This window comes from Pseudomonas sp. SWRI111 (assembly GCF_014268555.1).
Taxonomy (GTDB): Bacteria; Pseudomonadota; Gammaproteobacteria; order Pseudomonadales; family Pseudomonadaceae; genus Aquipseudomonas; species Aquipseudomonas hamedanensis.
The window spans coordinates 17,062-32,517 of record NZ_JABWQQ010000024.1; the positions used below are offsets into that span (position 1 = coordinate 17,062).

14 protein-coding genes, 2 tRNA genes and 1 pseudogene are annotated in these 15,456 nt (G+C 59.3%); 5 read left to right on the forward strand and 12 right to left on the reverse strand.

All coding sequences use genetic code 11. From position 1 onward, the window contains the following. Window positions 1–55 precede the first annotated feature (55 nt). From HU755_RS22920 to HU755_RS22930, 3 genes are all read left to right on the forward strand, one after another. Window positions 56–1,372, forward strand: a complete 1,317-nt coding sequence (locus tag HU755_RS22920) for a PAS domain-containing methyl-accepting chemotaxis protein (protein WP_186636806.1) — start codon at window positions 56–58, stop codon at window positions 1,370–1,372. A gap of 171 nt (window positions 1,373–1,543) precedes the next feature. Then, window positions 1,544–2,143: a flavin reductase family protein gene (locus HU755_RS22925; protein WP_186636808.1), complete on the forward strand. Its 600-nt coding sequence runs from the start codon at window positions 1,544–1,546 to the stop codon at window positions 2,141–2,143. A 73-nt stretch (window positions 2,144–2,216) separates the two neighbouring features. Next, entirely contained in the window at window positions 2,217–2,849 is a 633-nt protein-coding gene (locus HU755_RS22930) for a LysE family translocator (protein ID WP_186636818.1), read from the forward strand. Window positions 2,850–2,859: 10 nt separating this feature from the next. Here HU755_RS22930 and HU755_RS22935 read toward each other — a convergent pair whose 3' ends face one another. The 3 genes and pseudogenes from HU755_RS22935 to ggt form a co-directional block, all read right to left on the reverse strand. Next, a complete protein-coding gene (locus tag HU755_RS22935) occupies window positions 2,860–3,231 on the reverse strand; it encodes a type II toxin-antitoxin system HigA family antitoxin (protein WP_186636821.1) in 372 nt (123 codons plus the stop codon). 3 nt (window positions 3,232–3,234) lie between these two features. After that, window positions 3,235–3,387 (reverse strand): annotated as a pseudogene (locus HU755_RS22940) (type II toxin-antitoxin system HigB family toxin); the annotation flags it as partial. Window positions 3,388–3,523: 136 nt separating this feature from the next. Then, a complete protein-coding gene (gene ggt / locus HU755_RS22945) occupies window positions 3,524–5,353 on the reverse strand; it encodes a gamma-glutamyltransferase (RefSeq protein WP_186636824.1) in 1,830 nt (609 codons plus the stop codon). Window positions 5,354–5,756: 403 nt separating this feature from the next. On the opposite strand from ggt, the gene HU755_RS22950 reads away from it, so the two are divergent. Further along, a complete protein-coding gene (locus HU755_RS22950) occupies window positions 5,757–6,095 on the forward strand; it encodes a DNA-binding protein (protein ID WP_186636825.1) in 339 nt (112 codons plus the stop codon). A gap of 180 nt (window positions 6,096–6,275) precedes the next feature. Here HU755_RS22950 and HU755_RS22955 read toward each other — a convergent pair. Together HU755_RS22955 and HU755_RS22960 are read right to left on the reverse strand one after the other, a co-directional pair. Beyond that, window positions 6,276–6,352: transfer RNA gene (locus tag HU755_RS22955), tRNA-Met, on the reverse strand. Between the two features lie 115 nt (window positions 6,353–6,467). After that, a complete protein-coding gene (locus HU755_RS22960) occupies window positions 6,468–8,525 on the reverse strand; it encodes a methyl-accepting chemotaxis protein (protein ID WP_186636827.1) in 2,058 nt (685 codons plus the stop codon). 330 nt (window positions 8,526–8,855) lie between these two features. Here HU755_RS22960 and HU755_RS22965 point away from each other — a divergent pair, with 330 nt between their 5' ends. Then, entirely contained in the window at window positions 8,856–10,073 is a 1,218-nt protein-coding gene (locus HU755_RS22965; protein ID WP_186551157.1) for an MFS transporter, read from the forward strand. A 187-nt stretch (window positions 10,074–10,260) separates the two neighbouring features. Here HU755_RS22965 and ychF read toward each other — a convergent pair whose 3' ends face one another. The 7 genes from ychF to lolB all read right to left on the reverse strand — a co-directional run bounded on the left by ychF (window position 10,261) and on the right by lolB (window position 15,454). Continuing rightward, entirely contained in the window at window positions 10,261–11,361 is a 1,101-nt protein-coding gene (gene ychF, locus HU755_RS22970; RefSeq protein WP_186551158.1) for a redox-regulated ATPase YchF, read from the reverse strand. Between the two features lie 22 nt (window positions 11,362–11,383). Further along, window positions 11,384–11,968 carry an aminoacyl-tRNA hydrolase gene (pth, locus tag HU755_RS22975; protein ID WP_186530541.1) on the reverse strand — a complete coding sequence of 195 codons (585 nt, stop codon included), beginning with the start codon at window positions 11,966–11,968 and terminating at the stop codon, window positions 11,384–11,386. A 171-nt stretch (window positions 11,969–12,139) separates the two neighbouring features. Next, entirely contained in the window at window positions 12,140–12,742 is a 603-nt protein-coding gene (locus HU755_RS22980; protein WP_186551159.1) for a 50S ribosomal protein L25/general stress protein Ctc, read from the reverse strand. Between the two features lie 141 nt (window positions 12,743–12,883). Next, window positions 12,884–13,825 (reverse strand): ribose-phosphate pyrophosphokinase, encoded by a 942-nt coding sequence (locus tag HU755_RS22985; protein WP_003171603.1) that lies wholly within the window; start codon window positions 13,823–13,825, stop codon window positions 12,884–12,886. 45 nt (window positions 13,826–13,870) lie between these two features. Continuing rightward, window positions 13,871–13,945, reverse strand: a tRNA-Gln gene (locus HU755_RS22990). Window positions 13,946–13,981: 36 nt separating this feature from the next. Beyond that, window positions 13,982–14,833 carry a 4-(cytidine 5'-diphospho)-2-C-methyl-D-erythritol kinase gene (gene ispE / locus HU755_RS22995; RefSeq protein WP_186636829.1) on the reverse strand — a complete coding sequence of 284 codons (852 nt, stop codon included), beginning with the start codon at window positions 14,831–14,833 and terminating at the stop codon, window positions 13,982–13,984. 3 nt (window positions 14,834–14,836) lie between these two features. Beyond that, entirely contained in the window at window positions 14,837–15,454 is a 618-nt protein-coding gene (gene lolB, locus HU755_RS23000; protein ID WP_186636831.1) for a lipoprotein insertase outer membrane protein LolB, read from the reverse strand. Between the last annotated feature and the right edge of the window lie 2 nt (window positions 15,455–15,456).

The window sequence follows — 15,456 nt, forward strand, 5'->3', positions numbered from 1 at the left end:
AAGGCCGATGGCTAGGTAGTACGCCGCTTCCAAACCTGCCATCGGTGCTTTCCCTATGTTCAATAAACGCTTGAAGCAAGAGCTGGCCGCTCTCCGTGAAGAACTCTCCAGCCTTGTACAAGTGAAGGAAAGCCTGGAAAGCGAAATGCTCGCGCTGACCCTCGAACCCGACGGGCGGATTCGCTCGGTCAATCAGAACTTCCTCAGCGAGATGTTCTACAAAAGCCAGGACCTGATCGGCCGGGCGATTGAAGACATCGTGCCGGCCCACGTCAAAACCGACGAATTCCATCAGCGCTTCAGGAACGCCATGACCCGCGGCGAGCATTTCGCCGGCGCCGTGCGCCTGTTGCGCGGCAACGGCGCCGAAGCGTGGCTGCGCTCGATCGTGCAACCGGTGCGCGCCTCTGATGGGCGGATCAGACACATATCGTTCTACGCCAGTGACCTGACCCGCACCATCGAGGCCTCCCGCGAGCATGAAAACCTGATCGGTGCACTGGTACGTTCTACCGCCGTGATCGAGTTCGACCTCAACGGTAATGTGCTCAGCGCCAATGACCGCTTCCTCAACGGCATGGGTTACAGCCTGGCGCAGATCAAGGGCAAACATCACCGCACGTTCTGCGCTCCGGAAGAATACACCAGCGCCGAGTACCAGAATTTCTGGCGGCGCTTGAACAGCGGTGAGTTCGTCGCAGGCCGCTTCAAGCGTATCGACAGCCATGGTCGTACGGTGTGGCTGGAGGCGTCTTACAACCCGGTGGTCGATGCCAACGACAAACTGTACAAAGTGGTGAAGTTCGCCACGGTGATCACCGATCAGGTCAACCGCGAGCAGGCGGTTGCCGACGCGGCCAGCATTGCTTACAGCACCTCGCAACAAACTGACAGTACCGCGCAGCGCGGCACCACGGTAGTCACCGAAGCGGTGAACGTGATGCGTGATTTGTCACGCCACATGCAAGCCGCCGGTGAGGGCATCGAAGCACTGAACGAACAATCGCTGGTGATCGGCACGATCGTCAAAACCATCAGCGGCATTGCCGAACAGACCAACCTGCTGGCGCTCAACGCCGCGATCGAAGCCGCCCGTGCCGGCGAACAGGGCCGTGGTTTTGCCGTGGTCGCGGACGAGGTGCGGCAACTGGCCTCGCGCACCAGCCAGGCGACCGATGAAATCATCGGCGTGGTGCGACAGAACCAGGAAATGGCGCGTAACGCCGTGGCGCTGATGACCGACGGCAAGCTTCAGGCTGAGCAAGGGCTGGCGTTGGCGGCAGAAGCGGGGACGGTGATTGTCGAAATTCAGGACGGTGCGCAGAAAGTCGTGGATGCGGTGGGGCAGTTTGCCAATCAGCTCTCCCACTGACACCGCACTGATCGTTCCCTTGTAGGAGTGAGCCTGCTCGCGATTGCGGTATGACATTCAATATTAACGTCGACTGACATACCGCAATCGCGAGCAGGCTCACTCCTACAGGTTCGGTGTTTCTTCAGTGGCAGCGCTACAATCGGCTCCTTTTCTCCCGGAGCAGATCCCATGAGCGACTCCCACCGCCGTCCGGTGCCCCTGAACAAAGCCTATCGCCTGCTCAACCACGGACCGACCGTACTGGTCAGCGCCGCCCATGACGGCCAGCGCAACATCATGGCCGCCGCCTGGGCGATGCCGCTGGATTTCGAACCGCCGAAGGTCGCCGTCGTCCTCGATAAATCCACCTGGACCCGCCAGTTGCTCGAAGCCTCGGGCACCTTCGTGCTGAACGTGCCGTGCGTCAATCAGGCCGATATCGTGCAAACCGTGGGCAACACCTCCGGCCTGGACATCACCCGGACCCAGGGGCAGGACAAATTTCAGGCGTACGGCCTGCAGACCTTCGCTGGCGAACAGGTTGAAGCGCCGCTGCTGGAGGGCTGCGTCGCCTGGCTCGAATGTCGCCTGCTGCCGGAGCCGCGCAATCATGAGCAGTACGACCTGTTCCTTGCCGAAGTCATCGCCGCCCAGGCCGACGAGCGTGTGTTCAGCGACGGCCGCTGGCATTTCGAAGGGCATGATGGCTTGCGCACACTGCACCATGTTGCGGGCGGGCATTTCCTGACGATTGGCGATGGGGTGGACGGCAAGACGTTGACGATTTAAATGGCGTTGATGGAAAACCTTCAGCGGATGTAGCAAGGTAGAGGCCAAATTCCATCTATCAGGCGCAACGCACATGGACTTATCTGTTGCCGGTTATCTCGCCCCGTTGCTGTCGCTGGCGCTGTTGTGGACGCTGGCCGTAGTCACGCCCGGGCCGAATTTCTTCAACATCGCGCAACTGGCGGCCAGTCAATCCCGTCGGCATGGCGTGGTGGCTGCGCTGGGCGTGGCCACCGGCACAGTGCTGTGGGGGCTGGCCGGCGGCCTTGGGATCAAGACTTTGTTCAGCGCCGCGCCGGCCCTTTATCTGGGCTTCAAGATTGCCGGTGGCTGCTATCTGATTTACCTGGGCCTGAAACAATTCAAGCGCAAGCCCCCGATTGTCCCCGGTGCGCTGGCTGCCGCCCGCCAGACCTATCTGGGCGTCTACGCTCGCGGTTTCCTCGGTAACATGACCAACCCGAAATCGGCGTTGTTCGTCGCCACCATCTTCGCTACGGCCATGCCGGCTTACGTACCGCCACTCCTGCTGGCGCTGGCCGTGCTGACCATGGCGACGCTGTCGTTCAGTTGGTATTGCAGCGTCGCGCTGTTCTTCGCCAGCCGCCGGGTTGCTGGTGTTTACGAGCGGTCACGCCAGTGGCTGGATCGGCTGGCGGGTGGGTGCTATCTGTTGTTTGGGGTGCATTTGGTGGCGAATCGCTGAGTCTCCAGCCTCAACAGTGTTTCATAGGTTTGATCAGGCTTTCCGCAGGAATCCCAAATAACTCATGAAGCTTCCAGATCATTGGCAAGATCAGTGCTCGCTTGCCGTTCAATACCTCATAGACCCGGTTCGTTCGACCGATAGCCGGAGCCAGATCAGCAGCCGACAGGCCTGATTGTTCCATCCGGAATTTGATGGCATCGATCGGATTCGGCAAATCCAGCGGAAAGTTTTTGGATTCGTAGGCCTCGATGAGGGTGATCATGATTTCGAAGTAGTCACCTTCAGGGGGGCCCGGTTCTGGCTCGTTATCGAAGAACGCAGATATATTTTTGAGCGCGGCTCGGTAGTCTTCTTCGTTATGGATTGGACGTATGTTCATGGGTTACTCCATTTCGACGGTATCAGCGTCGATCGCATCGTACTGCTTGTGAGTACCGACGAATTTTATATAAATCGCGCCGTAGCGATAGGCCACAGCTACGATCAGGCGAAAGTCGTTGCCCTTGATGTTGAACACAACTCTCCGGCTTTATTTCCTGAAAGGTTCCTTACTCTATCTGCCCCAGCTAATTTTCGGGGTAGGAAAAGGCGACGAGGTGCATATGAACAGAGCCTATCGCCCACAAAAAAAGCCTACCTCCCGGTAAGCCTTTTCTGTCCACTTCGTAATACTAATCCCCCAGCGCTTCTCCCTCACGCCGGGGGTCGGCACCCCCCGTCAACGTCGCTTTTCCCTGCGTATCCTTGACCCGTACGATTGCCTGCGTGCCGCTGGTCATGTCGATTTCGCTGATTGTGTGGCCCTTGTCCTTCAATGCCTGAATCAGCGCCGGGCTGAACTGGCCTTGTTCCAGTTCGGTCGGGCCGTTGCGGCTGCCGAAGTTGGGCAGGCTGATTGCGCTTTGCGCGTCGAGGTTCCAATCGAGCAGACCGATGGTGGTTTTCGCCACGTATTCGATGATTTGCGAGCCGCCCGGTGAGCCGACCGTGGCGAGGAAGTCACCAGTGTTGCGATCGAAGATCAATGTTGGCGCCATGGACGAGCGTGGGCGTTTGCCCGGCTCGACGCGGTTGGCGACTTTCCGGCCGTTCTCTTCGGGAATGAAAGAGAAGTCGGTCATCTGGTTGTTCAGCAGGAAACCCTGAACCATCAGGTGCGAGCCGAACGCGGCTTCGATGGTGGTGGTCATCGACACGGCGCCGCCGAGGTCATCGACCGCCACCACTTGGGAGGTTGAGATGCGCAACGGCGAGCGGTCCGGCGCGTAGGCCACTTGCACGCCTGGCGGTGTGCCCGGTTTGGCGCTGCCCATGCTGCGCTCGCCGATCAGGCTGGCGCGGCTGGCCAGATAGGCCGGATCAAGCAGACCTTTGACCGGCACCGGGACGAAGTCGGTGTCGGCCACGTATTGCGCGCGGTCGGCGTAGGCCAGGCGTTCGGCCTCGGCGATCAGATGCACGGCTTGCGGATCCGGTTCGATGCCGGCCGGCTTATTGGTTTTGACTGGTTTGAGCGGGGTCAGGGACAAACGCGGGTCGCGGGCCAGCGCCTGCAACGTGCCGAGAATTTGCGCTACGGCGATCCCGCCCGACGATGGTGGCGGCATGCCGCAGATCTGCCAGCGCTTGTAATCGGTGCACAGCGGCGCTCGCTCCTTGGCCTGATAACGCTGCAAATCGTTCAGCGACAGGCTGCCGGGGTTGGCGTGCTGTTGAACCTTGGCGACGATCTCTTCGGCGATCGGACCTTTGTACAGCGCATCGGCACCTTCGCTGGCGATGCGCTTAAACACGGCGGCCAGTTTCGGGTTTTGCAGGCGCGTGCCAACAGCTTTGACGCTGCCATCGTCATTAAGGAAGTAAGCGGCCATGTCTGGCGACTGGCGAATCAGTGGATCAGCAGTCAACAGCGAATGCAGGCGCGGGGAAATCGCGAAGCCTTGCTCGGCCAGTTTGATCGCCGGCTCAAACAGCTTCGCCCACGGCAAGCGACCGTGTTGCCGATGCGCCAGCTCCAGCGCGCGCAACACCCCGGGCGTACCCACCGAGCGCCCGCCGATCTGCGCTTGCGTAAAAGCCATCGGTTTTCCGTCAGCATTCAGGAACAGCTTCTCGGTGGCCCCGGCCGGCGCCGTTTCACGGCCGTCATAGCTGCGCACCTGCTTGCCGTCCCACAACACAATCATCGCCCCGCCACCGATCCCGGAGGACTGCGGCTCAACCAGCGTCAACACCGCCTGCATCGCAATCGCCGCATCAATCGCCGAACCGCCCTGACGCAAAATCTCCCGCCCGGCTTCGGCCGCCAGCGGATTGGCAGCGGCAGCCATGTGTTTGCTGGCGTGGCGGGTGTGCAGATCAGCGCGGTAACCGGAAGCGGCTTCCGGTGCCAGCGGCAAGGAAGAAGAGGGCGGGGCGTTGCATGCGGTGAGGGTCAGAGCGCTGACAAGCAGTGTCAGGGCTGGCAGGCGAAAGCGCTTCAAGGGCTGGGCTGGAAACACGCGGGCTCTCCGTCCGTGGGGTAGAAGTCTTGGGGGACTTTATCGAGCGGGCGGGCGGGGTGCAAATCGGGAGGGGGTTGCGATATTCCTTGCACGTAGTCTTTGGGTTTGAATTGCTGGTCAGGCTGGATTTCTCTTACAGGTTATTCAGGTCGACAGCCTACGGGGTGCTGGTTGAGGATGGTTTCTGTACGGTCCCCAGGATGGGGCTTTAAAAAAGGGTGGGTCCGTTGTTAGTCACTTCTGTTTTCAGTCGCACGCGGCATCACCCAGACTTGGCTCTCGCGCCGATCAGCACCCGCCGACCTAATTCGCGCGATGACTGGGTGGCGGAACGAAGCAAAGGCAGCAGCATGACATCGATCAATCGATAGACATCTGGAAGGCGCTGAAGAGGTAGCACATGAAAAGCGTAAGCAATCACGAGGGCAGTGTTCTCGAAATGCTGCGCACGGACGAGAAATTCGCTCTTGAGTATCTCGTTGCAGCATTAGAAGAAATTGACGAGGAGGGCGGTGAGTCTGTTTTTCTTACCGCGGTACGACGTGTGGTAGAGGCGAGAGGCGGGTTTGCCGCTGTTTCCAACGCAACCGGTCTGAATAGAGGGAATCTTTATAGACAGTTTTCAGCAGACGGAAACCCAGGACTGTCTACGCTATTGAAGGTTCTGTCCGCTGTAGGGCTCGGTCTGTCGAAAGTGGTCACTCACAGTCAGGATGAGCAAGAACATACTGCTGCTTGATCAGCAGTTGAAATCAGAAGCCCGGCTCGGCGCCTGGCTTTTTGTTTTTCCTGCGGCGCTTTCTGGAGATGCGTCACATTGATCTGCTGGCGTTGAGCGGTAGACACGAAGTAACGAGAGAGGAGTTTTTCTCGAGGCATAAAAAAACGGCCTACCTTTCGGTAAGCCGTTTTTAGTACTTGGTGGCTACACAGGGACTTGAACCCCGGACCCCAGCATTATGAATGCTATGCTCTAACCAACTGAGCTATGTAGCCAAGTGGCGCGCATTATTCCCCTGAAATGATAAAGCGTCAAGCGTAAATCAAAAATATTTCTTCCTGTTTTCAACCGCTTATCCTCAAGCCCCGAAAATCGGGGCCGGGGAGGGCGTCAGCGCAGCTGGAATCTGGCGGTATTGGCGCTCAGGGCCTGGCTGCCCTGGCTCAAGGTGTCCGCCGCGAGGTTCACGGCGCGCGCGCCTTCGAGCAAACGCACCGCCGCTTGATCGACCTGCTGGATATTACCGCTGACCTCATCAGCCGTGCTCGCCTGCTCTTCAACGGCCGTGGCGATCTGCGCCAGGGTGTCGGTGACGCTCTGTACCGCGCTGGCGATTTCCCCCAGGCGTTCGCCGAGACCGGTGACCGCTTCGGCATCGGATTGCGCCTGGCCGCAGGCGGCTTCCATCAGACTCACCGCTTCATTGACCGTGGCGCGCAGGCTGTCGACGGTGCCGGCAATCTGAGCGGTAGACGATTGCGTGCGTTGTGAAAGGCTGCGCACCTCGTCGGCGACCACCGCAAACCCGCGTCCCTGTTCGCCGGCGCGCGCCGCTTCGATGGCGGCGTTGAGTGCGAGCAGGTTGGTCTGCTCGGCGACGCCGCGAATGGTGTCCACGACCAGTTGAATCTGCTGGCCTTGCTCGCTGACCCGGCCGAGCGCTGCGGCAGTGTCGTTCAGGCGTTGATTGAGCTGCTGAATGCTCGCCGTTGTGCGTTGGCTGTCGCGGCTGCTGTCGGCGGCGATGCGGCGGGTGTGCTGGGCGCTGCCGGAGGCTTGTTCGCAACTCTGCGCCACGCCTTGCGAGGTGGCGGCCAGTTGCGTCGCCGCTGCGGCGATCTGGCTGATCTGCAACTGCTGCGCCTCGACTTCGCCGAGGGCGCCGCTGGAGTGTTGGTTGAGGCTGCGCACCGCGTTGCTCAATTGCGAAGTTTCGTGATCGACGCCAAGCATGCTGCTGCGCAGTTGCACCACGGCAACGTTGAGTGCTGTGCTGATCGCCGCCAGTTCATCGCGACCCACCACCGGCACTTGCAGGCTCAGGTTGCCGTCGCGCAAGGCTTCGGCGAGCAGGGTGATGCCGCTGGCGCTGCGGCGGATTGATGCCTGCAGGCAGACGAACAGGTACAGCGCGGCCAGCAGCAAACAGCCGAAGATCACGGCAACAAGGATGAACTGGCGGATCGCCGTGCCGTGATAGGCATCAAGCCGCTGATCCAGCGCTACCAGCGATTGCTGGCGCAGGGATGCCAGATCAGTGAGCAACGCATCGAGGCTACGTTCGAAGTCTTCCGGTTTCAGGTTAATGCTGCCGCCGAACACGCCGTCGTCGAGTACCTTCAGGCCGCTGTCGAGGTGTTTGAGGCTGTCGTGGTATTGGCTGGCCCAGGCTTGCAGATCGGCTGGCAGACGCGCTTCCAGCAGCCCCGCCGTTTTCACCAGTTGCTCGCGGGCGTCGCCGATGCGGCTGCGCAGGTCACGCAGTTGCAAGCGGCTCTGCAAGGTGAACTGGCCGGAGACGACCGAGGCCTGACCGACTGCCGCGAGGCGACCGACCCGCTCGATCAGGTCCGGGGCGTGTTGCGTGGAGATCTGCGTCAGCAGGTAGGTTTCCAGCCACGGCGCCAGCGTCAGGCGATTGTCCATGACAATCTGCTCGCGCAAGGCTTGCAGTGCGCCCAGGGCATTGGTGAAACGGTCGTAACCGTCCGGCCACCAGCCAACACCGCTGAGGCTTTTCGAATCCAGACTCTTGAGCGCCGATTGCAGCGCTTGAAAGCGCGCGAGGGTTTCGCCCTCGGCGCCTTCCTGGTTCAGCGCGTTACCCAGGTCGGTGGTGGCTTGCAGCACCGCCGGTTGCACGCCGTCGAACGCGGCCATGGCGGCAAGGGTGGCCGGTGTCGGCTGGCGATTGGTTTCCGTGGCGCGCCAGCGGGCGGCGCGGTCACGTTGAGCGGCGAGCAGGTTGTCCAGCGCATCCAGCGCCAGCAATTGACGCACCCCGGCGCGCTCGCCAGAAATCAGGTTGAGCTTCTCTTTATAGTCCTGGCCGATCATCAACAGGCTGCCGGCCAACGGCAGAATGAACAGCAGAAACAACATCTGGAATTTACGCGCGAAGCCAAACCGCCCCAGCAATTTGATCCCCGGTGAAAGGAAAGCCTGCATGCCTCATGACTCCTCTGGACACCACGCACCATTGGCGTGCATCGCGAGCTTCTCGCCCACGACCGTGCCCTCTAAAAGGCCTCGAAAGTTCACCTGTGCCCGCTCTGTAGGCCGGCTCTGTAGCGAAACTTCCCATTGTCGAGCGCCTTTGTAAGGCGATCGTGTTCAAGGGCAGAAGCAAGGCAAGATTCAGACCATGGCGTTGCGCTATCATTTTTTGTCGGCGGCCAGCCAGTTAGTTAGCTGCCTAAGGGGATGGCGCTCACGCACCGAAAAATGGCACATTGACGTACCTGCCTGCGGGCAATTCTCTGCTGTCCGGAAATTTCCATGGCTATCAGCAACGTTCAGACCGCCGCTGCCTCGGCGACCGCTGCTCCCCAAAGCAGTCCACTGGTAATGCGCATCATCGGCGCGGTGGCGCTGGCGCATTTGATCAACGACCTGATCCAGTCGGTGCTGCCGTCGATCTACCCGATGCTCAAGGCTAACTATGGCTTGACGTTCACCCAGGTCGGCCTGATCACCTTGACCTTCCAACTGACCGCGTCGCTGTTACAGCCGTGGGTCGGTTATCACACCGATCGGCATCCGAAACCCTGGCTGCTGCCAGCGGGTACGGTGTGTACCTTGATCGGCATTCTGATGATGTCGGTAGTTGGCAGCTTCCCGTTGATTCTGCTGGCAGCGGCGTTGATTGGTATCGGCTCATCGACCTTTCACCCGGAAGCGTCGCGGGTCGCGCGGCTGGCATCGGGCGGGCGCTATGGCCTGGCGCAGTCGACGTTTCAGGTCGGCGGTAATGCCGGTTCCGCGTTCGGCCCGTTGCTGGCGGCGGCGATCATTATTCCGTTCGGCCAAGGCAACGTGGCGTGGTTTGGCCTGTTCGCGGTGTTTGCGCTGTTCGTGCTGTATCGCATCAGCCGCTGGTACGCCAATCACCTGAACCTGTTCAAGCTCAAGGCCGGGCAGGCGGCGACGCACGGCCTGTCGAAGGGCAGGGTGACCAGTGCGCTGGTGGTGCTGGGCTTGCTGGTGTTCTCCAAGTACTTCTACATGGCCAGTTTCACCAGTTACTTCACCTTCTACCTGATCGAGAAGTTCGACCTGTCGGTGGCCAGTTCGCAGCTGCACCTGTTCCTGTTCCTGGGCGCGGTGGCTGCGGGCACGTTTTTCGGCGGGCCGATTGGCGACAAGATCGGGCGCAAGGCCGTGATCTGGTTTTCCATCCTCGGCGTGGCGCCGTTTACGCTGATCCTGCCGCACGTCGATCTGTTCTGGACCAGCATTCTCAGCGTGGTGATCGGCTTCATCCTGGCCTCGGCGTTCTCCGCCATCGTGGTGTATGCGCAGGAACTGGTGCCGGGGAATGTCGGGATGATCGCCGGGATTTTCTTCGGACTGATGTTTGGTTTTGGCGGGATTGGTGCGGCGCTGCTCGGACATCTGGCGGATGTGCACGGGATCGAGTATGTGTATTTCCTGTGCTCGTTTTTGCCGTTGTTTGGTGTGCTGGCGATTTTCCTGCCGCGTACCAAAAAGGCCTGACCCCACACAGGCCAATTGTAGGAGTGAGCCTGCTCGCGATTTCGGTGTGTCAGTTAACAAATAGGTACCTGATACACCGCTATCGCGAGCAGGCTCACTCCTACAGTGGGAATGCGGTGTGACGGAGAATGTTTCAGGCACAAAAAAGCCGCGTATCAAACGCGGCTTTTTCTTGGGCGGCTGTCGCTTAGACGTTAAAGCGGAAGTGCATCACGTCGCCGTCCTTGACGATGTAATCCTTGCCTTCCAGGCGCCATTTGCCGGCCTCTTTCGCACCGGCTTCGCCTTTGTACTGGATGAAGTCGTTGTAGGCGATGACTTCAGCGCGGATAAAGCCTTTTTCGAAGTCGGTGTGGATCACGCCAGCGGCTTGTGGCGCGGTGGCACCGACTTTGACGGTCCAGGCGCGGACTTCTTCGACACCGGCGGTGAAGTAGGTCTGCAGGTGCAGCATTTCGTAGCCGGCGCGGATCACACGATTCAGGCCAGGCTCTTCCAGGCCCAGGGCCTCGAGGAACATGTCTTTCTCTTCGCCGTCATCGAGCTCGGCGATTTCCGCTTCGATCTTGTTGCAGACCGGAACGACCATGGCGCCTTCTTCTTCGGCGATGGCACGAACCACGTCCAGGTGCGGGTTGTTCTCGAAACCGTCTTCAGCAACGTTGGCGATGTACATGACCGGTTTGGTGGTCAGCAGGTGGAAGCCCTTGATCACGGCTTTCTCATCCGCGCTCATGTTCTTCATCAGGCTGCGTGCCGGTTTGGCTTCGGTGAAATGCGCGATCAGTTGCTCCAGCAGCGCTTTCTGAACCACTGCATCCTTGTCACCGCCCTTGGCGTTGCGCGCGACTTTCTGCAGTTGTTTTTCGCAGCTGTCGAGGTCGGCGAAAATCAGTTCCAGATCGATGATTTCAATGTCGCGTTTCGGGTCGACGCTGTTGGAGACGTGGATCACGTTGTCGTCTTCGAAGCAGCGCACGACGTGAGCGATGGCATCGGTTTCGCGGATGTTGGCGAGGAACTTGTTGCCCAGGCCTTCGCCTTTCGAGGCGCCAGCGACGAGGCCTGCGATGTCGACGAATTCCATGGTGGTCGGCAGGATGCGCTTCGGATTGACGATGGCCGCCAGTGCTTCCAGACGCGGATCCGGCATCGGCACGATGCCGCTGTTCGGCTCGATGGTGCAGAAGGGGAAGTTCTCGGCCGCGATACCGGACTTGGTCAGGGCGTTGAACAGGGTGGACTTGCCGACGTTAGGCAGGCCGACGATGCCGCAATTGAATCCCATGGTGTTTCCCCTCGGAGTAGAGTCAGGCCTTCTGGCTGTGCAGGTTTTTCATCGCGCGGTTCCATTCACCGGCGAGGATATCCGGCAGCACGCCGAGGGCAAAATCGATGCTGGCATCGAGTTTTTCCTGTTCGGCGCGTGGCGCACGACCCAGGACGAAATTTGAAACCATACTGGCAACGCCCGGGTGGCCAATGCCAAGCCGCAGGCGGTAGAACGTGTTCTGATTGCCCAGTTGCGCAATGATGTCGCGCAACCCGTTGTGACCGCCATGGCCGCCGCCCTGCTTGAGCTTGGCAACGCCCGGAGGCAGATCGAGTTCGTCGTGCGCCACGAGGATTTCTTCAGGCTGGATGCGGAAGAAACCGGCGAGTGCCGCCACGGCCTGGCCGCTGCGGTTCATGTAGGTGGTGGGAATCAGCAGACGAACATCCTGACCCTGATGCGAATAGCGCCCGGTCAGGCCGAAATATTTGCGATCGGCCACCAGATTCACATTCTGTGCGTGGGCGATGCGCTCAACAAAAAGGGCCCCTGCGTTATGCCGGGTCTGTTCGTATTCAGCGCCTGGATTACCCAGGCCAACGATCAGTTTGATGGCAGTCACGATAGGGGCCCTTCCTTGGAGTGGTGGATAACATCGCCGCGATCAGGGAAAGCGGCGAAAGTGGACGAAAAATGCTCATTTACCATGGATGTAAACTTCGCGTTCTCGCCCGCTTTCTCGCTACGTTCCAGTCCGCGATGTTACTTGCTCACTCAGGCTATACAGAGTGAATTACTCTGCTGCGCCTTCTTCAGTAGCTTCTGGAGCAACACGTGGAGCGTGGACGTTGGCAACAGCCTTGTCATCGCCGTGTGCCAGAGCAACGAACTCAACGCCTTTAGGAGCTTTGAGGTCCGACAGGTGAATGATCGAGCCGATTTCAGCGTCAGCCAGGTCGACTTCGATGAATTCAGGCAGATCTTTCGGCAGGCAGGACACTTCGATTTCAGCGATAACGTGCGAAATCTCGCCGCCTTTCTTCACTGGAGCAGCTTCGTTGATGAAGTGCACAGGAACGATGGCGGTCAGTTTCTGGCCGGCAACAACGCGTACGAAGTCAGCGTGCAGCACGTGGCCCTTGGACGGGTGACGCTGCAGTGCCTTGATGATGACGTTTTGCTTGGTGCCACCAACGTTCAGCTCGATGATGTGGCTGTAAGCCGCTTCGTTTTCGAGCAGTTTGGCAACTTCTTTGGCCAGCATGCTGATGGATTCAGGGGCTTTTTCGCCACCGTAAACTACAGCTGGAACCAGGCTTGCGAGACGACGCAGGCGGCGGCTCGCACCTTTCCCCAGGTCGGAACGCACTTCAGCATTCAGAGTAAAATCGTTCATTGTGTATCTCCAAAATAGCCATGACCGAGTGGCGTTTGCGACCAGCGCCGAACACGGTATGGGCAAAAAAGCCCCGCCCCGACAGGTATGCCGGGGCGGGGCGCTTTTCGTCAACGAGACATTTCGTGAAGGGCAGGGCCCTTAACGGAACATCGCGCTGATCGATTCTTCATTGCTGATGCGGCGAACCGCTTCGGCAACAACCGGTGCGATATCCAGTTGACGGATACGTGCACAGGCTTGTGCTGCTGCGGACAGCGGGATGGTGTTAGTGACCACCAGCTCGTCCAGCACGGAATTTTCGATATTCTCGATGGCCCGGCCCGACAGCACAGGGTGTGTGCAGTAGGCAAAGACCTTGGCTGCGCCATGCTCTTTCAGGGCCTTGGCCGCGTGGCACAGAGTGCCGGCGGTATCGACCATGTCATCGACGAGAATACAGGTACGCCCTTCGACATCACCGATGATATGCATCACTTCAGAGTGATTGGCTTTCTCACGGCGTTTGTCGATGATCCCGAGATCAACGCCCAGCGACTTGGCCACGGCACGTGCACGCACGACGCCACCAATGTCCGGGGATACGATCATCAGGTTTTCGAAGCGCTGATCTTCAATGTCATCCACCAGAACCGGGGAGCCGTAGATGTTATCTACCGGAATATCGAAGAAGCCCTGAATCTGGTCAGCATGCAGATCAACCGTGAGAACACGGTCGATGCCGACTACGGTAAGCATGTCAGCGACGACTTTCGCGCTGATGGCCACACGTGCGGAACGCGGACGGCGATCCTGACGGGCATAACCAAAATAAGGAATAACAGCAGTGATACGAGTAGCCGAGGAGCGGCGGAAGGCGTCAGCCATCACTACCAGTTCCATCAGGTTATCGTTTGTCGGAGCGCAGGTCGGCTGAATAATGAAAACGTCTTTACCACGAACGTTTTCATTGATCTCGGCTGTAATTTCGCCGTCGGAAAACTTACCGACAGAGATGTCACCGAGAGGGATATGCAGCTGACGTACAACACGCCGAGCCAGATCGGGGTTAGCGTTCCCCGTAAAGACCATCATCTTGGACACGCGCAGTACCTAGAGGCTGAGGGTAACCTGGATGAGTAGAGAAAATGGCAGGGGCGGCTGGATTCGAACCAACGCATGGCAGGATCAAAACCTGCTGCCTTACCGCTTGGCGACGCCCCTGTATCTGTTGCTTCAAGCGCCTGGCACTTGATTCCTTTAGAGCAGACTTTGCAGCTTGCGATGCAACATCGAAACGTTGCTTCCTTTTGCTACAAACCCTGAAAGGGTCTCTGTCAGAAGGGCCGAGACTTTATCAGCTTCAGCTTTGCTTGGGAAGCCCCCAAACACACAACTTCCAGTTCCGGTGAGCTTTGCTTCGGTAAATTTACCTAACAAATCCAATGCGTTACGTACTTCTGGATAACGCCTTGCAACCACCGGCAAGCAGTCATTTCGACTGTTTCCCTCGGGAACGGGGCGCACTTTAATGGGCGGCGTGTTACGTGTCAACAAAGGATCGGAAAAAATTTCTGCCGTACTTACAGAGACTTGCGGCACGAGCACCAGATACCACGGTTCTTCGGGATCGACCGGGGTCAGTTTCTCGCCCACGCCCTCGGCAAACGCCGCGTGGCCACGGACGAAAACCGGTACGTCAGCGCCCAGTGACAAGCCCAGAGCGGCCAGGCGATCTTCATCCCAACCCAGTTGCCAGAGATGGTTGAGGCCGAGCAAGGTCGTGGCCGCATTCGAACTGCCGCCGCCGATGCCGCCGCCCATAGGCAGCACTTTGTCGATCCAGATATCGATGCCCAGCGCGCAGCCGGACTGTTGTTGCAGCATTTTCGCTGCGCGCACGATCAGGTTGCTGTCGTGGGGCACGCCGACGAATTCGGTGTGCAGTCGGATCACCCCGTCATCGCGCACGGCAAAGGTGATGTCGTCACCGTAATCGACGAACTGAAACAACGTCTGCAACTCGTGATAACCGTCTTCGCGGCGACCCAGAATGTGCAGCATCAAATTGAGTTTGGCCGGCGAAGGCAGGGTCAAGCGTGCAGCGGCCATGGGTTATTGCCCCAGCTTGCGCGGTTGCCAGGTCTTGATCACCAGCGTGACATCGAGATCAGTGCCGTGCAACTTGATGCGCTCGGGCAACCAGTAGCCGTTCTGCTGGGTGTAGGCGCTGTACTCGACTTTCCAGCCATCCTGTTCGAGGCTGGCCAGGCGACTGTCGGCGTCCAGATTCAGGCGACTTTTGCTTTCCGGCGCTGGCAGGCCACGGACCCACCATGCCAGGTTCGACACTGGCAGTTTCCAGCCCAGTTGCTCCTCCAGCAGGGCTTCCGGGGACTGCGATTCATAGCGGCCCTGGTTGGCGACTTCCAGCGATACCTTGCCCGGACGCCCGGTCAGGCGTGCCGCGCCGCGACCCAATGGGCCGGACAAACGAATGTCGTAGTAATCCTGGCGTTGCAGCCAGAACAGTGTGCCGCTGCCGGAATCCTTTGGCGCGCGGATGCCGATCTTGCCGTCGATCTGCCAGCCATCGAGGCCGGTCAGTTGTTGTTTGTTCGCCGCCCACTGGGCCGGGCTGCCGTGGCCTTCGACAGATTCACGGGCGCCGAAACCCGCGCAACCGGCGAGCAGGGCGATAAAGCTGAAAACAATAACGTGGCGCAAAAACATGA